Origin of the sequence: Enterobacter dykesii (genome assembly GCF_008364625.2) — a bacterium.
Lineage (GTDB): Bacteria > Pseudomonadota > Gammaproteobacteria > Enterobacterales > Enterobacteriaceae > Enterobacter > Enterobacter dykesii.
Genome location: NZ_CP126604.1, coordinates 1,071,253 through 1,091,574 on the forward strand (window position 1 = coordinate 1,071,253; position 20,322 = coordinate 1,091,574).

Genomic DNA, 20,322 nt, shown 5'->3' on the forward strand with positions numbered 1-20,322 from the left:
CAAGAATAATTTCTTTTCATCATTATTTTGTGAAAATTTCAATGTAACATATATGGATGATATGTCGCGTCCCTACCATGTTCAGCTATGAGGCGGTCTTTTGGTTCATATGTAAAAGATTTCTATAAATGGTTTCGTTATATTAAGGATAAATATTGTGATCGTCATTAGTAGATTGCGCGAAAAACATACTATAAATCATTTGTTTTCTTTGCTCTTTATTTCACATCTCTTGATGTTGACGGGTTGTCAACATTCTCAATCCAATGAAGTTCGCGCAGGATCGGAAATACCAGCATCACTCTCTTACGTACCAGCACCTGTGATAACACCGAAAGCTCCTGCGCCTAAGATAGCCCGGCCAGAATTAACATCGTCCGAATCGGGGGCGGCTTCAACCTGTCAGCGAGAGCTGATAGTGTTATCGAAAGTTAACCAAAGACTTTACGCACAGAAAAAAGCAGCCTTTGATGAGTTAATCTCAAGTGTGTCTGTTTACACGGCTGTACGCGAAGATATCAATCCACAAACGAAAGATACCATGGACGCTTTCTATAAATTTAAAACGCAAAAAATCTGCAGTGATATTGAGCAGGCTGTAAGGCAGGCGCTCATTAATCGCGTGGAGAACTTTAAATGAGTGCATTCAGAATGAAGCCGTTGATCATCGCTCTGCCGATGGTATTTGGCTGTTCGATTGCTCTGCAGGTTCAGGCGAGTGATACAACGGCTGCGGTAAAGTCTCTCGATTCGATAGCTTCGCAATCTAGTGAAATACCTTCCTTATTACTGGAGAAAAATGTCACGCTTCCTGAACCTGTTGTTTCTGCACAGGAGTCACGAGCAACATCTGTACCTAAAAGTGCCCGCTATCGTTTGCAGACCTCGCAGGCACAGGCGGATGCGTTGAATGCCCAGATAGCGACGATGAAGGCAGCGCAAGAGAAAAAGATAGCAGAGTTGACCCGACAAATTTTGCAGGCTCAGGAGAGCGCGTCTAAATCGGGCGAAGCCCAGCAGCAATTAAAAGAGATGCAGAAGCAGCTTGCTGATATGCAGACGAAGTGGCAAAACGCTACACAGCAACTGGAAAACGCTAATAAACGGATTGCTGAGCTGTCAGCGGGGCGTCTGGATGATGGGCAGGAAGTCGAGCAGTTGAAACAGTCTTTGACAGACACTCAGAGTCAAAATGTTGAGCTAACGAAGAAGATTACTGCACTGTCAGCGTTGCAGGATACTAAAGCAGTGGAACTTGCCACGGCGAAAAAAGCATTAGCGGACAGTGATGTAAAGCGTGCTGATGCGGAGAAAAAGTGGCAAAGCGCTTCTCAACAACTTGAAATGGCGAACAAGCGAGTGGTGGAAATGAATGCCAGCCACCTTGAGGACAGCCAGCAAGTCATAAATCTGAAGCAATCATTAACAGAGACTCAGAAGCAGGCTGTGGAACTAACCAAAAAAATGACCGCGCTTAACGAACAACAGAATGCTAAAACCACTGAACTCGCGGCGGCAAATAAAGCGTTAACCGAGAATGAGGCGAAGCGAGCGGCGTTAGAGAAAAAATGGCAAGAAGCAAATAGCAAACTGGAAAGTCAGAGCAAGCAACTCGCTACTCTGCATACGGAGCCTGAGACTCCCGTCCCCACCAGTAAAGACGATATCCGCGCTTACGCCCTCGGTGCATTTTGGGGCCACGACGTGCTGAGTGCGATGAAAAAAGTGGAAAGTGACGGCTTTACCCTTTCTCAGCCACAGGTCATCAGTGGTGTCATGGATATGATGCGAGGGAAATTTAAAATCCCTCAGGAACAAATGTTGGCCGAATTAAAAGATATGGATACCAGCGTTATGGCCAAATCATCGCAACCTTCCACCTCTGAAGATGAGGGCAAAAAGTTCATCGCCGCCTACAGTAAGAAACCAGGCGTGAAGCGTGCTGATATGGGGTATTACTACCGTATAACAGAAAAGGGGCGCGGGGAAATTAAGAATTCTGATATCGTTGCCATTGCGGTAACAGAGAGCTTGTCGAATGGTAAGGTCATTAAAGATATGAATAAATTAGGCAAAGTGCTGGTGCTTCCGCTGGAAAAGTTCCCGCCTCTGTTTAAAACTGCAATTAGCAAATTGAGCAATAAAGGCACACTACAAATGGTTGTGCCACCCGAGCTGGCTTATGGCAACGCTGGCAGCCCGCCGAATATTCCGCCTAATTCTACGATGATCTATGACGTGAAAATTGTTAACGTTACCCACTAACAACTGCGGCGCCAGACATGTACTGGCGCCGTTTTTTTAGGCCGATTTCCGTGCGACAAGTTCAGGCGGTGATTGTAATGCTCTTTCCTTCAAAGCTCACGGTCTGACCCGCGACAATCTTGCAGCGCTTGCGGGTTTCCACCGCACCGTCGACTTTCACTCGCCCGTCGGCGATAACGATTTTGGCCTGCGCACCGCTTTCGCTCCAGCCTTCCAACTTGAGCAGATCGCACAGCTCAACGTGCGGGTGTTTACCTAATGAAAAAGTCGCCATCTTACGCGTCCTCTACGTCGTGATATTCTTCGCACGCCTGCAAAGTATTCTGAATCAGCGTTGCTACGGTCATCGGGCCTACGCCGCCCGGTACGGGGGTAATGTAAGACGCGCGCGCAGCGGCATCTTCGTACACCACGTCGCCGACCACTTTGCCGTTTTCCAGACGGTTAATCCCGACGTCCACGACAATCGCGCCCTCTTTGATCCACTCGCCCGGAATAAAGCCCGGCTTGCCGACCGCGACGATCAGCAGATCGGCGTTCTCGACGTGGTGACGCAGGTTTTTGGTGAAGCGGTGGGTCACGGTGGTGGTGCAGCCTGCCAGCAGCAGCTCCATGCTCATCGGGCGGCCCACGATGTTGGAGGCACCGATAACCACGGCATTCAGACCGTAGGTGTCGATGTTATAGCGCTCCAGCAGCGTCACAATGCCGCGCGGCGTGCACGGGCGCAGACGCGGCGCGCGCTGGCACAGGCGGCCAACATTGTACGGATGGAAACCGTCCACGTCTTTATCCGGTGCGATACGCTCCAGCACCTTCACGTTGTCGATACCCGCCGGCAGCGGCAGTTGAACCAGAATACCGTCGATCTCTTTGTCGGCATTCAGGGTGTCAATAAGTTCCAGCAGCTCTGCTTCGCTGGTGGTTTCCGGCAAATCGTAAGAGCGGGAGACGAAGCCCACCTCTTCACACGCTTTGCGCTTGCTGCCGACATAAATTTGCGATGCCGGGTTGCTGCCAACCAGCACAACGGCCAGCCCGGGGGCGCGTTTTCCGGCAGCTTTACGCGCCTTCACTTTTTCCGCGACCTCAGAGCGCACCTGCTGCGCAATCGTTTTACCGTCAATAATCTTTGCTGCCATCAGAGAGAAGATTCCGTCTGTAACGTTTGAAAGGGGGGATGGCGTGTATTTTGTCAGAAGCGAGCGTCGCTGTCAGTCACCCTTTACGCGTTTTTATCAGTGAGACGCAAAAACCCTTCTTAGGGGATGGTCAATTTCTTAGGCGGGATTAGGATGTGACCTGGCGAAATGGCAGCGTTTTGACATATTTAAAAAACGCGTCCTGAGCTACTTTGTCTCCTCCGAAATAAGCTTTCAATTCATCAATTGAACGTATTTCTTATTCCCGATTATTCGCGGGAAGGGTTATTTACATTTTAAAGGAATAGACATGAAACTCAGCAACATTGCTTCTACTGTTATTGCTACTTTGGCCCTGGTTGCAGGTGCCGCAAATGCAGCAGATCCGGCTGCGCCGGTTTCCGTTAATGGCGGTACCGTACATTTCAAAGGTGAGCTGGTGAATGCGGCTTGTTCAGTAAATACGGATTCTTCCGAGCAGACCGTTAATCTGGGCCAGTATCGTACCGCGAAATTTACCAAAGTGGGCGACACCACCTCTAATATTCCATTCAACATTGAACTGAATGATTGCGATCCGCTGGTGGCCAAAACCGCAGCCGTTGCGTTCACCGGTCAGATCGACCCAACCGACAAAACCCTGCTGGCCGTGACCTCCGGTAACAACGACAACACCGCGAAAGGCGTGGGTATCGAAATCCTCGACAGCAAATCCAGCGTTCTGACCCCAGACGGCGCGACCTTCTCTGCTGCGCAGACGCTGATCGAAGGGACCAACACCCTGAAGTTCACCGCGCGTTACAAGTCAACGGCTGCCACCACTGAGCCAGGCAAGGCGAACGCTGACGCCACCTTCGTAATGAAATACGAGTAATTCCTCCGCACAGGGATGTTCAGGCCTCACGGACGAGGCCCGTCATACGCAAATGCCAGGAACGAAGGATGACAAGGACTGGAACACTACTGCTGTTAACCCTTGCGATGGCTTGCCCGGCATCGGCGCATACCGTGGTGATCGAAGGTGGGAAGGTTCATCTCAGAGGTGAACTGGTGAACGGCGGCTGCGCCGTGGCGCCCGACAGCCAGAATATGCGCATCGACATGGGGCAGTACCGAACCAATTCATTTTCCGGCGTGGGTAGTTTTTCCACGGTTAACGTGCCTTTTACCGTGCGGCTGCTGGACTGCAGCGTTGATGTTTCGCGCACCGTGGGGATCCAGTTTCAGGGCGTGACGCCCGCAGAAGATCCGCAGGTATTTCTGGCGACATCGCGGCCGGGGGAAACGCCCGTCAGCAGCGGCGTGGGGCTGGCGCTCTTTGACGAACAGCAGCGTCAGATTATCCCAAACGCCACGGCCGTCAGCTGGCTGCCGATCGATACCCGCGAGCTCGCGTTCCATTTTAGCGCCCGCTATCGGGCTATTTCCGAACACCTCGAGCCAGGCAAAATTCAGTCGGATGTCTGGTTTACGTTGATTTATCCATAACACCTGCGAACACATTATTAAAGGTACGGTTGTGATGAATACCCTAATTAAACCAGGACTTTTTTTATCGTTTATTTTGATGATGGTTTCTGCCTGCGCAAATGCTTCCGGCGGTATTGCTCTGGGGGCCACGCGCGTTATTTATCCCGCAGAGGCGAAGCAAACGTCGCTGGCGATCACCAACAGCAACAAACAGGAACGCTATTTAATTAACGCGTGGATCGAAAATGCGAGCGGGCAAAAAGAAAAAACCTTTGCCGTCACTCCGCCCCTGTTTGTTAGCGAGCCGAACAGTGAAAACACGCTGCGTATTATTTATGCCGGACCGGCACTGCCTGCCGATCGCGAATCGCTCTTTTACATGAACGTGAAGGCGATCCCGTCGGTGAACAAAGCGAAAACGGAAAACAATAACGTGCTGCAGCTGGCGATCCTCTCACGCATCAAGCTGTTTGTGCGCCCGAACAACCTGGCGATGCAGCCGGAAGAGGCGCTTTCCCAGCTGCGGTTTGAGCGCGCGGGCAACCATCTCAAAGTCAGCAACGCTTCCCCGTATTACATCACCCTCGTCAATCTGAAGCTGGGCGGGCAGCAGCTGGATAACCTGATGGTTGCGCCGAAAAGCTCTGCTCAGCAGGTGCTGCCAGCCGGTGCCAGCGGCACGCTTTCCTGGCAGAGCGTGAATGACTACGGTGCCATTACTCCGGCGCGTAGCGTCAACCTGTGAGCAGAGTCAGGGCGATGAAAAACCACCAGAGACGTTACTGCCCGGTTGCGCTGGCGCTGATGGCTGCGCTCTGGCCGCAGGCTGGCTGGAGCGAAAGTTATTTCAACCCGGCCTTCTTGTCCGACGACACCGCCAGCGTGGCGGATTTGTCGCGTTTTGAACAAGGACACCAGCAGGCACCCGGCGTTTATCGCGTAGATATCTGGCGTAACGATGAGTTTATCGGTACCCAGGACGTGCGTTTTGAGCAGGCCGAGAACACGCCGCCGGTGGCGGGCGGTTTGTCGGCGTGCATTACGCGCGCGATGCTGGATCGCTTTGGCGTCAACGTCGCGGCGTTTCCCGAGCTGGCTAAGGTGCAGGGCGATACCTGCGTTCCGTTGACCACGGCCATACCCGGCAGCGAAACGGTATTCAACTTTGCCTCTCAGCGTCTGGACGTCAGCCTGCCGCAGGTGGCGTTGCAAAACAGCGCCCGGGGCTACATTCCGCCTGAACAGTGGGATGAAGGCATTCCCGCCGCGCTGGTGAACTACAGCTTCACCGGTAACCGGGGAAGCGAAGACGACAGCTATTATCTGAACCTGCAGAGCGGGCTGAACTATGGCGCCTGGCGTTTACGTAACAACGGCGCATGGCGGTACACGCAGAATAACGGGCAGCGGCACAGCGAGTGGCAGAATATTGGCACCTGGGCTCAGCGCACCGTCATCCCGCTTAAAAGCGAACTGGTGCTGGGCGACAGCAATACCGGGAATGACGTCTTCGACAGCATGGGGTTCCGCGGCGGGCGGCTCTTCTCGTCTGACAGCATGTACCCGGACAGCCTGCAGGGCTACGCGCCGACCGTGCGCGGGATCGCCCGTACGCCTGCCAAAGTGGTGGTTCGCCAGAACGGCTACGTTATCTATCAAAGCTATGTCCAGCCGGGCGCATTTGCGATTACCGATCTTAACCCGACCTCCTCAAGCGGTGACCTTGAAGTCACGGTCGAAGAGAAAGACGGCACCCAGCAGCGCTATACCGTGCCGTACTCCACCGTCCCGCTTCTGCAGCGTGAAGGGCGCTGGAAGTATGACCTCGTTGCGGGGGATTACCGCAGCGGTAACAGCGATCAGGATACGCCGTTCTTCACCCAGGGCACCCTGATTACCGGCCTTGCCAACGGCTTTACGCTCTACGGCGGGACGCAGCTGGCGTCACGCTATACCGCGGTGGCCGTCGGGGCCGGGAAAAACCTGGGCGACTGGGGCGCGGTCTCGCTCGATATCACCCACGCCCGCAGCCAGCTCGCGGACGACAGCAAGCATGAAGGGCAGTCTTTGCGCTTCCTCTACGCAAAATCCCTTAACGGCTTCGGCACCAACTTCCAGCTGCTGGGCTACCGCTACTCCACAAAAGGGTTTTACACCCTCGACGATGTCGCCTGGCGCTCAATGGAGGGCTATCAGTATGCCGATAGCCAGAACGATAACGATGTGCCGGACGTGCAGAGTTATCACAACCTGACGTGGAATAAAAAAGGCCGCTTCCAGCTCAACGTTTCTCAGTCGCTGGGGGACTACGGCTCGGTCTATATCTCCGGTAGCGAGCAAACCTACTGGGGAACGGACGAGACTAACCTCTGGTACCAGCTGGGCTACGCGGGGGGCGTGAAGGGGATCAACTACTCCGTCTCGTGGTCGTGGAATAAATCCGTGGGGATAGACGGCACCGATCGGATCGCGTCGTTTAACGTCTCCGTGCCGTTCAGCCTCTTTACCCGTCAGGGCTATCGCCGGGACAGCGCGATTGACCGCGCCTACGCTACGGCATCCGCCAGTCGAAACAGCGATGGCGACACAAGCTGGCAAACCGGCGTCAGCGGAACGCTGCTGGAGGATCGCAACCTGAACTACAGCGTGACCCAGGGACACGCCAGCACCAACGGCGCAAGCGGAAGCGCTAGCGCCAACTGGCAGGCGACCTACGGCACGCTGGGGGTGGGCTACAACTATTCCCGCGACCAGCACGATCTCAACTGGCAGCTCTCCGGCGGGGTGGTCGGCCACGCCGACGGCGTGACCTTCAGCCAGCCGCTGGGCGACACCAACGTGCTGATCAAAGCGCCGGGGGCATCGGGCGTCAGTATTGAAAACCAGACCGGCGTGAAAACCGACTGGCGAGGCTACGCGGTGATGCCGTATGCCACCGTCTATCGCTACAACCGCGTGGCGCTGGATACCAACACCATGAGCAACAACACCGATATCGAAAACAACGTGAGCAGCGTGGTGCCGACCAAAGGCGCGCTGGTACGCGCCAGCTTTGATACCCGCATTGGCGTGCGCGCCCTGCTGACGGTAACGCGCGGCAACCAGCCCGTGCCGTTCGGCGCGGTGGTGCGTGAGACCAAAAGCGGCGTCACCAGCATGGTGGGGGATGACGGGCAAATTTACCTGAGTGGGCTGCCGCTGGAAGGTGAACTGCTAATCCAGTGGGGCGACGGGGCGCAGTCCCAGTGTCGCGCACCTTACAGCTTGTCTGAACAGAGCCTGCAACAGGCAATCACACTGAAGGGGATTCGCTGTGAATAAAACCCATATCTTTGCCTTGTCGCTTCTGGCGTTACTGCCCGCGACAAACGCGTTAGCCACCGTGTGCGTCAATGAAAAAGGCGTGCCGACGGAGGTGCATTACGACCTGACGGATAAATTCAACAGCTCGAACAATCACATTGGGCAAGTGGTGACGCTCAACGAGAAGACGCAGTGGGTCGGGGTGAATGCCGTCTGCCCGAAGGGGACGACCGGAAATACCACCAAGCGCAGCTATGTCACCGATTATCCGGTAACGGGAACGAGCGATGGCTATCAATATCTGAAGCTTAACGACTATCTGGACGGGGCGATGAAAATCACGGACAGCTATGCTGGTGCGTTTTATCCACCCAAAAGCTATATCCAGATGGGGAGCCATCCTAACGTTTCCAAAAACAAACCGTTTGGCGTTCAGGACTCCAGCCTGGTCTTCCGTCTTAAGGTTACCCGGCGTTTTATCAACATGGTGGTGATCCCGCGTGCCACCATGTTCCGCGTTTACGTCACCACGACTTCTTCCGATCCGCTCACCACGCCGGTCTATACCATTAGCTACAGCGGAACCATTCAGGTACCGCAAAGCTGCGCCATTAATGCCGGTAACGTGGTGGAGTTTGATTTCGGCGACATCGGCGCCTCTTTGTTCAGCAAAGCGGGCGTGGGTAACAAGCCGGAAGGCGTCTCATCGCAAAGCAAAACCATCGCCATCAAATGCACCAACGTGGAGGCGAACGCCATGCTGACGATGCGCGTCGAGGCGGAAAAAGTCTCTGATAATGTGCTGGTGTCGGATAACCCGGACGTGGGGTTCATCATTGCCAACGAGAGCGGGGCGCCGCTGACGCCCAACAACCTGACGAGCAAAATTCCGTTCCGCCTTGACGACAGCGCGCAGGCGCAGGTGGGGATCCGGGTCTGGCCGGTGAGCGTGACGGGCAATAAGCCAGCGGAAGGGCGCTTCACCTCGCGCGGGTATTTGCGCGTGGATTACGACTAAGGAGCCGATATGCGAAACGGGATCCGTTTTATCACCGTGGCGCTCTTTGCGCTTTGCACACAGGCTCAGGCGGACACCGCCCTGGGCGAGATTAACATTCGGCTTTACGGCAATATCGTCGATTTTACCTGCGTTGCCGAGGGCAGCGACAGCGACAAGGCCGTCCCGCTGGGCACCTGGCCCACGAAACAGCTCAGCACCACCGGGAGCCGCACGCAGCCTATGCCGTTTACGCTGAAGCTGACCGGCTGCCCGCCGGGCGCGGCGTCCATTACGTTTTCGGGTAAAGCCGACGGGAGCAATAGCGGCCTGCTGGCGCTGAATGACGCCAGTACAGCAAGCCATGTCGCCGTTGAGATCAGGGATGCGGATAAAACGCGGCTGGCGCTTCAGCAGGCCAGCCAGCCGGTCTCGGTTGATGCGCAGGGAAATGCGATTCTGTCATTTTATGCCAATTATATTGCCACTGCCGATAACCCTCAGCCCGGACGGGCCGATGCGGATGCCACCTTCATGATTAATTATAATTAGCACTGACCGCACTCCCTGCAGCTCAGATAAGCTGCGGGGAGTGAATTCAGGTTATAGCAGCTCGTGGGCTTTAGCGTAATCAATTAATTCCACGATGCTTTGCACACCCAGCTTGGAATAAATATTGGATTTGTGCGCGCTAATGGTCTTGTTGCTTAATAGTAGCTGTTCAGCAATTTCCTTGTTGGATAATCCATTCGCCAGATACCGTAATACCGTGACCTCGCGATTCGATAATGGCATATCGACAGCCATCCCTTTCCCTGACCCCAAATGGTTTATAAAGTTCAGGGTTTCCGACGGGAAAAAGGAATAGCCCATCAGGATCATTTCTACGGCGTTGTAGATCTCACCCAAATCTTTTCGTTTACTGACGAAGCCATTTGCCCCGGCGCGAATAGCGCGACCCGCGTAAAATAACTCTGATTTAGACGAGAGGAACAGAACCTTAATGTCTTTGTTTAAGTTTCTGATTCTCTTAAGTAAAGCGAAAGCATCCGTGCCCGTGAGTTCAATGTCAAGGATCACCAGATCGATAGGGTGATTGCGGATACAGTCAAGGACTTCATGGCTATCGCCAGACTTGAGCTTGACTGTGATATTCTTATTTTTCTGTAGCAGGACTTCTATCGACATTCTGACGATAGGATGTTCGTCCATAATGATAACGGATGCCGGTTTCATTTTTAATGCCTCAGATTGTTAAAAGCGTTATGCAGAGTTTGGTAAAACTCTCGAAATGCCGGAAGGATATAATGTGCAGATCCCTATACCGTAGTATTTCCCTGGAAAGAGCGAAAGCATCCTTGTTTACGTAATGAAAAGAACTATGCCTCAGCGCGGTCATCTCATTAGGCTGGTGTTGGCAAAAAGGTTTTTCTTATTCATATTTGATACGCATCTTATTATACAGGGTAAGTTTTTTCCGAAAACCCTGTAAATTAATATGAGGGTATTGGTTTGTATTATCTTCTGGATCTGAATCGCTATTTTTTTAAAATTAGCGGAAATATCCTGTTATCTCATTTACCGCATATTTTCATCTTTATGTAATAACAAAAAATAACAGATATCTCTGTATGTTGATTAATTGTTAACAAAAATACACCTCTTTTAAAGGGACAAACCCACAGAGGTGAGGTTGAAAATTGCCCTCGCAGGCCGTCAGACCTTCATCTGAAAGCGCCCAGGTTTACCCGAAGGCCCGCATCTCCTGTACAGGAGAACATGCTATCCGCTTCGCTTTTTCCTCCTGGCAGTTGTCGCTAAGTTGCTTGTTTTTACATCATTATCATCCTGTTAACGCCTTCTTCATTCACTTAACGGATGGAGGAAAGTGCTGCCGTTTCGTTAATCTGTGGCATTTCACAAGGTTCACACCCATAAATTAGGAATAGTTATAAATTCGATTTTATTGTTAAAAATTAACATTTTTGCAACGATGGTGGTAAGTAAATTCTTAAACCGCTTTAGGAAATAAGGGGTTAGGACGTGAGTGAAAACGTGCAGTCTGAGAGGTTATTAAGAAGATGCAGTAATTCCTGGCGATGGCTTAGCCCCAGCTTCAGCAGGATGCAGCTGAGACGATAGATAATGCGGCTATAGGGGCGATTTTGCATAAGGGCAATCTGACGCAATGTCTTGCCCCGGGAAAGTTCCTGCAGGATGGGCCATTCGTTGCGCGAGAACCAGTCTTTCTCGGTACCCGGCGGAGGGAGGGTATCCAGCAGGCTGTGCTGGAGCGCAGCGGCGTTCAGCTGACGTTCGAGCACATGAAAGGGACCTGCCGCTTTGCAGAAGAGGCGGGTGTCGTAATTATCGGCCCGGACCAACAGCCATGGCGTCAGGAACGGAGGAAACAGGCTATGCCGTCTCAACTGATCCAGTTTCTCCAGAAGCCCCGTGGATCGGCTTTCAATATCCACGACCAGACGGGCTGAAGGCCACTGCGTTTGAGCGATAAGGGCGTCGTCCAGCGTGGCGTAGTCGCAGCAGCTGCTCAGGGGAAACTGCCCGTTGAGAAAACCGGTGCGCAGGTAGTGATCCTCCGTCACCAGAAGGATAAACGGGGCGTCGGTTTTGCGGGGCTGGCTGATAGACTGGCTCAAGAATTCGAGCCGGTCGAAAAAGGGGGGAGCAAAAGGTGAGCGCGTAAATCCCAGTGCATCACTTCCTGTACGCCGCCGCCGGTAACGGCGCACTGTCATTCGCATGGTCTCCCTCCTGGAAATGGCTTTTTAATCCTCCGGCCATGTCCAGGACGGCCAGTAATATCCCTGGCCGAGGTCTGCGCCTGCCTGCAGTGCCCAGGTACGATCGCGTTCAGTCTCAATACCTTCAATAAGCACTTTCCCGGCAAGCTGAAAGCAAAGGGAAACCAGTTGCCTCAGCGCAGGGGTGTCGCGTAAACGCCAGAATGCTTCCTTATCTATTTTGATGCCGCTTAACGGGAGTCGGTAGGATAAAAAAGACTGCACAGTGACGTCATCCACGTCATCAAGCCAGATAGCGTGTCCCTGTTTGCTAAGTTGCCGCAAATTTTGAACCACATGCTGCTTCTGTACGAGGGACAGCGCCAAAAATGACGCGAGGTCGACAATCTCAATATTGAGCGGCACGCCTGGCAACCGGATAAGTCGCTGAAAAGACGCGGGCTCTGTCAGGACGGTTATCGGCAAATTAATAAAAAGATTATGACCGTGCGGCGTATTTTTTAACGCGGCAAGCTGCGCTTCAAGCAGCGTTATCGACCACTCTGCGGACCGATCGCAAAAAAAGTCCTCGCTGTTCCGCGTGTCGGCCAGGACGCTAAGTACCTCCACGCCAACCTGGCGCAGGGAGGAAAGGGCGACGATGGGCTCAAGCTTAATGCCGACGATGTCCTGAGAAATGTACTGTAACCGGGGGGGCGTATCGATCGGGTTTTGCGCTGTCACTCCATTGTCCTGTTGTCTGTCAGCCTCCAGGCGGCCGGGATACCTGACTCTAGTGTGACGAGCTGACGTTCAGGAAAACAGCAGGCGTTACTTAAATGCAACTAAGCCTTTTCGCAGCGCTAAATTTTACGGTGAAACAGGACGAAATGTTGAGAAAATAGCCGTATTTACAATCGGCTAGCGGTAATTGCCGTGGAAAACGGAAAAGGCATTGACTCACCTGCCATTGACCGTATAATTCTTCGCGTTTCACCACCGCGAAGTACACGCATATCAGTGCGCCCTTAGCTCAGTTGGATAGAGCAACGGCCTTCTAAGCCGTAGGTCGTAGGTTCGAATCCTACAGGGCGTGCCATTTCATTTCATAGAGTTACGCCTCCTTCACATCCTCCTGATTTTCGTTGTGGGACATATTTGGGACATCGCCCCTAAAATTTACCGGTCAAGAAGGACATTTATGTGGTATCTACTCGCAACTTCGCTTGCCGCACTCTCCCTTAATAGAAGCCTGGCTTACCTGATGCTGGGATTAACGGCATTTCTCGGCTGGAAACAAAGTATTCTTGACGCCCCGGCGCTGCTGGTTATTGCATCCATCGTTGTTGGCTGGTCTGTTGTTGAATGGCTACGTAATAAAAATAATAAATATACATATCTGGTCGAAGGCCTGTGCGTGGCCATCGCCGTTGCGCTGGTTTTGCATGTGATCCCGGGTTTTCATAACCCCAAAGTGCTGGATGCTGTCGTCGTTGGTCCGCAAAGCATACCGTTCAGTATGTACTTTAATATGGACAAGGCATTGGTGCCGTTCTTTTTAATCACGTGCATGCCAACGTTATTCGTAGCAAAACCACTCTATAAAGCGGGTAAGGTTGGATGGGGAATATTGATTCTTGCGATACCCGCGCTGTTACTTCTGGCTGTTGCATTAGGTGGGCTGAGAATTGAGCCGCATGCGCCAGAATGGTTCGCTCAATTTGCCCTTGCGAATATTTTCTTCGTCTCTTTGGCCGAGGAAGCCTTGTTCAGAGGCTACCTGCAGCAACGCTTGTCCCGGATTATTCATCCTGTTGTCGCGCTGCTGATTGCCTCAGTCATCTTTGGGCTGATGCATTATAGCGGCGGTTTACTACTGATTATTTTTGCCAGCCTCTCCGGCATTATTTACGGCCTGGCGTGGATGTGGAGCGGCAGGCTTTGGGTTGCAACGTTATTCCATTTTGGGCTGAACTGCGTGCATTTATTGTTCTTCACCTATCCGATGTATTCCCCTCACGCAGCAATGTGATGCGTTTTAAAATAGTAGCCTTATAAATTTGGCTACTTCCGGATAAGCATAAAAAGCCCCGAAATACTGGGGCTTTTTATATATAACGGGCGCGTGAATAACTGATTTACCTTCGCGTCATAATGAATAGAAGGCTAATGAATTTCATTGTATGCAGGCTTAAGGTTTTCTTAATCTAAAAATTATCTCTCATTAAAATTTGGATTTTTATCATTCTAAAATCTTCTAAAAAGAAATTTTACACTTTTACGCCTAAACTCGATTGATACTAATTATCATTAGCGTTGTTGTATGCTTTAATCCTGTCCCACAAAGCTATGAGTCGTTAATCACGTTGGTCAATTAAGGATGTGTTCATGAATTCTCGCCTGCTGTCCTGCTTCTCGCTTGCCTTGTTGTCTTCATCCCTTTTCCTTTCCACACAAGCGGTTGCCGCCGATAACAACGAAGGTATCGTTGTTTATAACGCGCAGCACGAAAACCTGGTGAAGTCGTGGGTTGACGGTTTTACCAAAGACACCGGCATTAAGGTCACTCTGCGTAATGGTGATGACAGCGAACTGGGTAACCAGCTGGTTCAGGAAGGCAGCGCGTCCCCGGCAGACGTATTCCTGACGGAGAACTCGCCTTCAATGGTGCTGGTGGATAATGCCAACCTGTTTGCGCCGCTGGATGCAGATACCCTGAAACAGGTACCGGCAGAATATCGTCCGGCGCACGGTCGCTGGATCGGCATTGCGGCACGCAGCACGGTATTCGTCTATAACCCGGCAAAACTCAGCGAACAGCAGCTGCCTAAGTCGCTGATGGATCTGGCAAAGCCTGAGTGGAAAGGCCGCTGGGCGGCATCACCGTCAGGCGCGGATTTCCAGGCCATCGTGAGCGCAATGCTGGCTCTGAAAGGCGAGAAGGCCACCCTGGAATGGCTCAAGGCGATGAAAGCCAATTTCGTCGCCTATAAAGGCAACAGCACCGTGATGAAAGCCGTCAATGCCGGTCAGATTGATGGCGGCGTGATTTATCACTACTACCGTTTTGTCGATCAGTCCAAAACCGGTGAAAACAGCAAAAACACCCAGCTCTACTACTTCAAACACCAGGATCCGGGCGCGTTTGTGAGCCTCTCTGGCGGTGGCGTGCTGGCGTCCAGCAAACACAAAGCGCAGGCGCAGGCCTTCATCAAGTACATTACCGGTAAAGAAGGCCAGGAAAGCCTGCGTACCAACAATGCCTTTGAATACGCAGTGGGCGTGAACGCGGCCTCCAACCCGAAACTGGTCCCGCTGAAAGATCTTGACGCACCGAAAGTTGAACCCTCAACGCTCAACAGTAAAAAAGTTATCGAGCTGATGACGCAAGCCGGTCTGCTGTGATCCTGAGAGTGAAGTGAACGCCTTATGTCTGGTCTGAGTCTCGACATCGGAAAAAACAGAGTGCAGGAGCCTGCCCGCAAGCGTCCTGCACTGCCGATGGTTGCGTTAGCTGTTTTGTTTTCATTAATGGCGCTTCTGCCTTTGGGTTTTATCATTGCCATTGGCATTGAGACCGGCTGGGAAACCATTAAGGCGCTGGTGTTTCGCCCGCGTGTTGCAGAGCTGCTCAGCAACACGCTGTGGCTGATGGCTTTAGCGGTTCCGCTGTGTATCGTGACGGGAGTGGCGATAGCCTGGCTCACGGAGCGCACGCAGCTTGCCGGGCGAGGGATCTGGTCCGCACTGGCGGTCGCCCCGCTGGCGATCCCCGCGTTTGTGCAAAGCTATGCCTGGGTGAGCGCTGTCCCGTCTATGCATGGGCTCTCCGCGGGCGTGTTCCTTTCCGTTCTTGCCTACTATCCGTTTATCTATATGCCGGTTGCGGCGGTGCTGCGTCGCCTTGACCCGACGCTTGAAGATGTCGCCGCTTCGCTGGGTACGCCGCCGTGGCGGGTCTTTTTCCGCGTGGTGCTGCCCCAGCTCAAGCTGGCTATCTGCGGCGGCGCGCTGCTGGTGGCGCTGCACCTGCTGGCGGAATATGGCCTGTACGTGATGATCCGCTTTGATACCTTCACCACGGCAATTTATGACCAGTTCCAGTCTACCTTCAGCGGCCCGGCGGCGAACATGCTGGCGGGCGTGCTGGCGTTATGCTGCCTGGCTATCTTAGTGCTGGAAGGCGTGACGCGCGGAAAAGCACGCTACGCGCGCATTGGCGCCGGGGCCGCGCGCGAGCAGAAACGCTGGCCGCTGAAGCCTGTGGCCGCCGCGCTGGGCCAGCTGTTTTTCATCGTGCTGATCGTACTGGCGCTGGGCGTACCGTTAGTTGTTCTGTGTCGCTGGATTTGGCTCGGCGGCGTGCAGAACTGGATGAGTGCCGATCTCTGGCACTCCCTGCGCCAGACGCTGATGCTCGGCGTGGGCGGTGCGCTTCTGACGACGGCGTGCGTGATCCCCATCGCGTGGCTGGGTATTCGCTATCCGCACCGCATCTTCCGGATGCTGGAAGGGTGCATCTATATCACCAGTTCGCTGCCGGGCATCGTCACGGCGCTGGCGCTGGTCACCGTCACCATTCATTACGCCCGTCCCATTTACCAGACGGAAATTACCCTGTTCCTGGCCTACCTGCTGATGTTTATGCCCCGCGCGCTCATCAACCTGCGGGCGGGGATTGCGCAGGCGCCGGTTGAGCTGGAAAACGTGGCGCGCAGCCTGGGCAGCACGCCCGCGAAGGCGCTCTGGAGCGTCACGATGCGGCTGGCCGCGCCGGGTGCGGCAGCGGGGGCCGCGCTGGTTTTCCTCGGCGTCAGCAACGAGTTGACCGCCACGCTGTTGCTCTCTCCGCTGGGTACGCGCACGCTCTCCACCGGATTCTGGGCGCTTACCAGTGAAATTGACTATGTTGCCGCCGCGCCTTACGCGATGCTGATGATCCTGATTTCACTCCCGCTGACCACCATTCTCTATATGCAGTCGAAAAAAATTGCAGGGCTATGACATGCTTGAATTAACCGCCATTTCTAAATCGTTTTCTGATGTGCAGGTGCTCGACAGCTTAAACCTGAGCGTGGCGCCGGGGAGCAGGACGGCGATTGTCGGGCCGTCCGGGTCGGGGAAAACCACGCTGCTGCGTATTCTGGCCGGGTTCGAAACGCCTGACACCGGGCGCATTGTCATGCAGGGGAGAACGCTGTTCGATGAAAACAGTTTTGTTCCCGCCCACCTGCGCCGGATCGGGTTTGTGCCTCAGGAAGGCGCGCTGTTCCCGCACCTCAATGTGGCAGACAACATCGCCTGGGGGCTGGACGGCACTCGCCAGGAGAAGCGCCAGCGCGTTGAGGCGCTGATGGAGATGGTTTCTCTGGACAGGCAGCTCGCAACGCACTGGCCCCACGAGATTTCTGGCGGTCAGCAGCAGCGCGTGGCGCTTGCCCGGGCGCTGGCCCAGCGTCCTTCACTGATGCTGCTGGATGAACCTTTCTCGGCTCTGGATACCGGCCTGCGCGCCATGACGCGTAAGGCAACGGCCGATCTGCTGGCCGAAGCGGGCGTGGCCTCGATTCTGGTCACCCACGATCAGAACGAAGCGTTGTCCTTTGCCACGCAGGTTGCCGTCATGCGCTCAGGGCGCTTCACGCAGGTCGGTACGCCTTATGAGGTTTACACCCGTCCGGTTGACGAAGAGACGGCGCTGTTTCTTGGCGATGCCGTGATCCTGCCTGCTCAGCTTGCGGCCGGGTATGCCGTGTGCGCGCTGGGTGAAGTGCCGACGGACAACGCGCGTGCGACAGGACAGGGCAGGGTAATGATGCGCCCTGAACAATTACGCGTGACGGCATGTGCAGCGCATGAAAGCCCGATCTCGATTCTCGACGTCGACTTCACCGGCCAGCTGTCGACGCTCACCCTTGCGTTAGCCGGGGAGAAACAACCCGTAATTCTGAAGACCGTCAGCCAGCCTGGATGGAACCCGGGCACGGCGGTGCGCATTGATGTTGCAGGTATCGCGCGCGTTTTGTGATATTCACCGCCCCGAAACGGGGTGGTTGTTCCCCTCTTTTCTCGGCAAACCTCCTCATGAACGCGGTTACACTTGCTAACGCATAGATAATACGTATAGTTCTCATTTGCATTGTGTTCAACATATTCTAAGGCCCGACAACGGGTCATTTTTGCGCGCACTTTAAAATGAGTTAACGATGAACAACACCATCATGCACAAAACGCTGCTGGCGCTCGCCGTTGGCGCGGCGACACATTCCGCCATTGCGGCGGACGATAAAAAAGAGGACACCCTCGTTGTCCAGGCTAAACCTGCCAGCGATTTCAAACCCGGTGGCGACCAATTGGTACCGGCCTTCCTTGACGGACAGGTGGCGAACGGCGGGCGCATGGGGATGCTGGGCCAGCAGAACGCCATGGACGTGCCGTTCAACATCATCAGCTATACCTCGAAGCTGGTGGAAGATCAGCAGGCGAAAACCATTGCCGATGTCGTCGCGAACGACGCGGGCGTGCAGTTCGTTCAGGGGTACGGCAACAGCGCGGAAACATACCGCATCCGCGGCCTGAAGTTCGACGGCGACGATATGACCTTCGGTGGCCTGTCCGGCGTGCTGCCGCGCCAGGTTGTGGATACCCAGATGGTTGACCGCATAGAGATCTTCAAAGGGGCCAACTCGCTGATGAACGGCGCGGCAAGCTCCGGCGTGGGCGGGATGATCAACCTTGAGCCCAAACACGCGGGGTCACTCCCGCAGGCGAAAGTCGGCGTGGACTACACCTCGGACTCCCAGATTGGCACTACGCTGGATGCGGGCCGTCGCTACGGCGACAGCGACCAGTTCGGCGCGCGCGTGAACCTGGTCCATCGCGAAGGGGAAACCGGCATACCGAATGACCACCGCCGCACCACGCTGCTCTCAACCGGTCTCGATTACACGGGCGACCGCTTCCGCACCTCGCTGGATCTGGGCTATCAGAAGAAAACCTTCCACGGCAGCCCGACCAGCGTCAATATTTCCGCGGTGGATTTCGTGCCCGAGCCGCCGAAAAACGATCGCAACTTCTCGCAGAAGTGGGCCTACAGCAACATCGAAAACGAATTTGGGATGTGGCGCAGCGAGTACGACATCACCGACGGCTGGACGGCCTATACCGGTCTGGGCGCGCAGCACGCGCATGAGGAAGGCATCTACAGCGCGCCGAAGCTGGTGGATAAAAGCGGCAAGGCAACGGTCAGCCGCCTTGATACCAACCGCATCAGCGATTCCGTCAGCGGCATGGCGGGCGTTCGCGGTAACTTCAGTACGGGCTTCGTCTCGCACAAGGTCAACGTCGGCTATTCAGCGATGACCAAAAACGAAAAAATCGCGTGGAAAATGTCGGCGACGAAGGATAACCCGACCACCAACATCTACCACAACACCGGCGTCGATATGCCGGACAGCACCAACCTGAACGGCTCTGGCGGGAAGTACAGCGATCCGCTGACCAGCGGGCGCACCCGTACCCAGGGCTGGCTGCTAAGCGATACGCTGGGCGTGCTGGACGACAGGCTGCTGTTCACCGCAGGCGCCCGCCATCAGAAAGTGGTCGTTCGCGGATATAACAAAGTTACCGGTGCGGAAAACGCGGCGGACGGCTTCGACGGCAGCCGCTGGATGCCCACCTACGGCGTGGTCTACAAGCCGTGGGAGGAACTCTCCCTCTATGCTAACCATACCGAAGCGCTGCAGCCGGGCAAAACCGCGCCTAACACCGCCACCAACTATGGCCAGAGCACCGGTATCGTTCACTCTAAGCAGAACGAAGTGGGCGTGAAGGCAGACTTCGGCCGCGTGGGCGGATCGCTTGCGCTGTTTGAAATTAAGATGCCGTCGGCGATCCTCGACGACAGCGGCCACTACGGCCTGGACGCCGAGCAGCGAAACCGTGGCGTGGAGCTGAACGTCTTCGGCGAGCCAGTGCTGGGGATGCGTCTGAACGCCAGCGCCACCTGGCTGCAGGCCGAGCTGACCAAAACCAAAAATGGCGTGAATCAGGGTAATGATGCCATTGGCGTGCCGAACTTCTATGCCGTGCTGGGCGCAGAGTACGACATCAAGCCGATTGACGGCCTCACCGCCACCGCCCGCGTGAACCACTCCGGCGCGCAGTACGCTGACCTGGCAAACACCAAAAAGCTCGACAGCTATACGACGCTGGATCTGGGGATGCGCTATCGCTTCGCGGTGAACCACAATGAAAACCAGATGACGGTTCGTGCGGGCATCGACAACGTGACCAATGAAAACTACTGGGCCAGCGTGGACGATTCCGGTACCTATATCACGCAGGGCGAGCCGCGCACCTTTGAGGTCTCGGTTGGCTACGAATTCTAAGCGTTCCATCT

18 protein-coding genes and 1 tRNA gene are annotated in these 20,322 nt (G+C 54.5%); 14 read left to right on the forward strand and 5 right to left on the reverse strand.

Annotation, left to right across the window (positions count from 1 at the left end; all coding sequences use genetic code 11):
* The first annotated feature begins 157 nt into the window (after nt 1-157).
* Together F0320_RS04990 and F0320_RS04995 are read left to right on the forward strand one after the other, a co-directional pair.
* Complete coding sequence (locus tag F0320_RS04990) at nt 158-640, forward strand: hypothetical protein (RefSeq protein WP_126329075.1); 483 nt, start codon at nt 158-160, stop codon at nt 638-640.
* Entirely contained in the window at nt 637-2,265 is a 1,629-nt protein-coding gene (locus F0320_RS04995) for an FKBP-type peptidyl-prolyl cis-trans isomerase (protein ID WP_126329074.1), read from the forward strand. Before F0320_RS04990 ends, F0320_RS04995 begins: the two co-directional genes overlap by 4 nt.
* 61 nt (nt 2,266-2,326) lie before the next feature.
* On the opposite strand, the gene ybcJ is transcribed toward F0320_RS04995, so the two are convergent.
* Nucleotides 2,327-2,539, reverse strand: coding sequence for a ribosome-associated protein YbcJ (gene ybcJ / locus F0320_RS05000; protein WP_047650484.1), 213 nt, complete (start codon nt 2,537-2,539; stop codon nt 2,327-2,329).
* 1 nt (nt 2,540) lies between these two features.
* Nucleotides 2,541-3,407: a bifunctional methylenetetrahydrofolate dehydrogenase/methenyltetrahydrofolate cyclohydrolase FolD gene (folD, locus tag F0320_RS05005; protein ID WP_008499332.1), complete on the reverse strand. Its 867-nt coding sequence runs from the start codon at nt 3,405-3,407 to the stop codon at nt 2,541-2,543.
* A 310-nt stretch (nt 3,408-3,717) separates the two neighbouring features.
* Between folD and fimA the strand changes: the two genes are divergently transcribed.
* From fimA to sfmF, 6 genes are all read left to right on the forward strand, one after another.
* Nucleotides 3,718-4,281, forward strand: coding sequence for a type 1 fimbrial major subunit FimA (gene fimA, locus F0320_RS05010; protein ID WP_047650485.1), 564 nt, complete (start codon nt 3,718-3,720; stop codon nt 4,279-4,281).
* A gap of 68 nt (nt 4,282-4,349) precedes the next feature.
* The gene (gene fimI / locus F0320_RS05015) at nt 4,350-4,895 is read left to right on the forward strand and encodes a type 1 fimbrial protein subunit FimI (protein ID WP_023310642.1); all 546 of its coding nucleotides are present in this window, start codon (nt 4,350-4,352) and stop codon (nt 4,893-4,895) included.
* Between the two features lie 34 nt (nt 4,896-4,929).
* On the forward strand, nt 4,930-5,622 hold the full coding sequence (gene fimC / locus F0320_RS05020) for a type 1 fimbria chaperone FimC (RefSeq protein WP_126329072.1): 693 nt from the start codon (nt 4,930-4,932) through the stop codon (nt 5,620-5,622).
* 14 nt (nt 5,623-5,636) lie between these two features.
* Entirely contained in the window at nt 5,637-8,198 is a 2,562-nt protein-coding gene (locus F0320_RS05025; protein ID WP_047650488.1) for a fimbrial biogenesis usher protein, read from the forward strand.
* Nucleotides 8,191-9,198, forward strand: a complete 1,008-nt coding sequence (gene fimH / locus F0320_RS05030; protein WP_047650489.1) for a type 1 fimbria D-mannose specific adhesin FimH — start codon at nt 8,191-8,193, stop codon at nt 9,196-9,198. The genes F0320_RS05025 and fimH overlap by 8 nt, the downstream gene beginning before the upstream one ends.
* Before the next feature lie 9 nt (nt 9,199-9,207).
* Complete coding sequence (gene sfmF / locus F0320_RS05035) at nt 9,208-9,729, forward strand: fimbria assembly protein (protein WP_045620360.1); 522 nt, start codon at nt 9,208-9,210, stop codon at nt 9,727-9,729.
* A 51-nt stretch (nt 9,730-9,780) separates the two neighbouring features.
* On the opposite strand, the gene fimZ is transcribed toward sfmF, so the two are convergent.
* The 3 genes from fimZ to F0320_RS05050 form a co-directional block, all read right to left on the reverse strand.
* Complete coding sequence (gene fimZ, locus F0320_RS05040; protein WP_008499339.1) at nt 9,781-10,413, reverse strand: fimbria biosynthesis transcriptional regulator FimZ; 633 nt, start codon at nt 10,411-10,413, stop codon at nt 9,781-9,783.
* 800 nt (nt 10,414-11,213) lie between these two features.
* Nucleotides 11,214-11,942, reverse strand: a complete 729-nt coding sequence (locus F0320_RS05045) for a helix-turn-helix transcriptional regulator (RefSeq protein WP_047650491.1) — start codon at nt 11,940-11,942, stop codon at nt 11,214-11,216.
* Nucleotides 11,943-11,966: 24 nt separating this feature from the next.
* Nucleotides 11,967-12,665 (reverse strand): EAL domain-containing protein, encoded by a 699-nt coding sequence (locus F0320_RS05050; RefSeq protein ID WP_047650492.1) that lies wholly within the window; start codon nt 12,663-12,665, stop codon nt 11,967-11,969.
* A 278-nt stretch (nt 12,666-12,943) separates the two neighbouring features.
* Between F0320_RS05050 and F0320_RS05055 the strand changes: the two genes are divergently transcribed.
* From F0320_RS05055 to F0320_RS05080, 6 genes are all read left to right on the forward strand, one after another.
* Nucleotides 12,944-13,020: transfer RNA gene (locus F0320_RS05055), tRNA-Arg, on the forward strand.
* A 102-nt stretch (nt 13,021-13,122) separates the two neighbouring features.
* Nucleotides 13,123-13,953: a CPBP family intramembrane glutamic endopeptidase gene (locus tag F0320_RS05060; protein WP_126329071.1), complete on the forward strand. Its 831-nt coding sequence runs from the start codon at nt 13,123-13,125 to the stop codon at nt 13,951-13,953.
* 356 nt (nt 13,954-14,309) lie between these two features.
* Nucleotides 14,310-15,326, forward strand: a complete 1,017-nt coding sequence (locus tag F0320_RS05065) for an iron ABC transporter substrate-binding protein (protein WP_126329070.1) — start codon at nt 14,310-14,312, stop codon at nt 15,324-15,326.
* A gap of 24 nt (nt 15,327-15,350) precedes the next feature.
* On the forward strand, nt 15,351-16,925 hold the full coding sequence (locus F0320_RS05070) for an ABC transporter permease (RefSeq protein ID WP_185807248.1): 1,575 nt from the start codon (nt 15,351-15,353) through the stop codon (nt 16,923-16,925).
* A 1-nt stretch (nt 16,926) separates the two neighbouring features.
* Nucleotides 16,927-17,949: an ABC transporter ATP-binding protein gene (locus F0320_RS05075; RefSeq protein WP_126329069.1), complete on the forward strand. Its 1,023-nt coding sequence runs from the start codon at nt 16,927-16,929 to the stop codon at nt 17,947-17,949.
* Between the two features lie 178 nt (nt 17,950-18,127).
* A complete protein-coding gene (locus F0320_RS05080) occupies nt 18,128-20,311 on the forward strand; it encodes a TonB-dependent receptor (protein WP_126329068.1) in 2,184 nt (727 codons plus the stop codon).
* Nucleotides 20,312-20,322 lie beyond the last annotated feature (11 nt).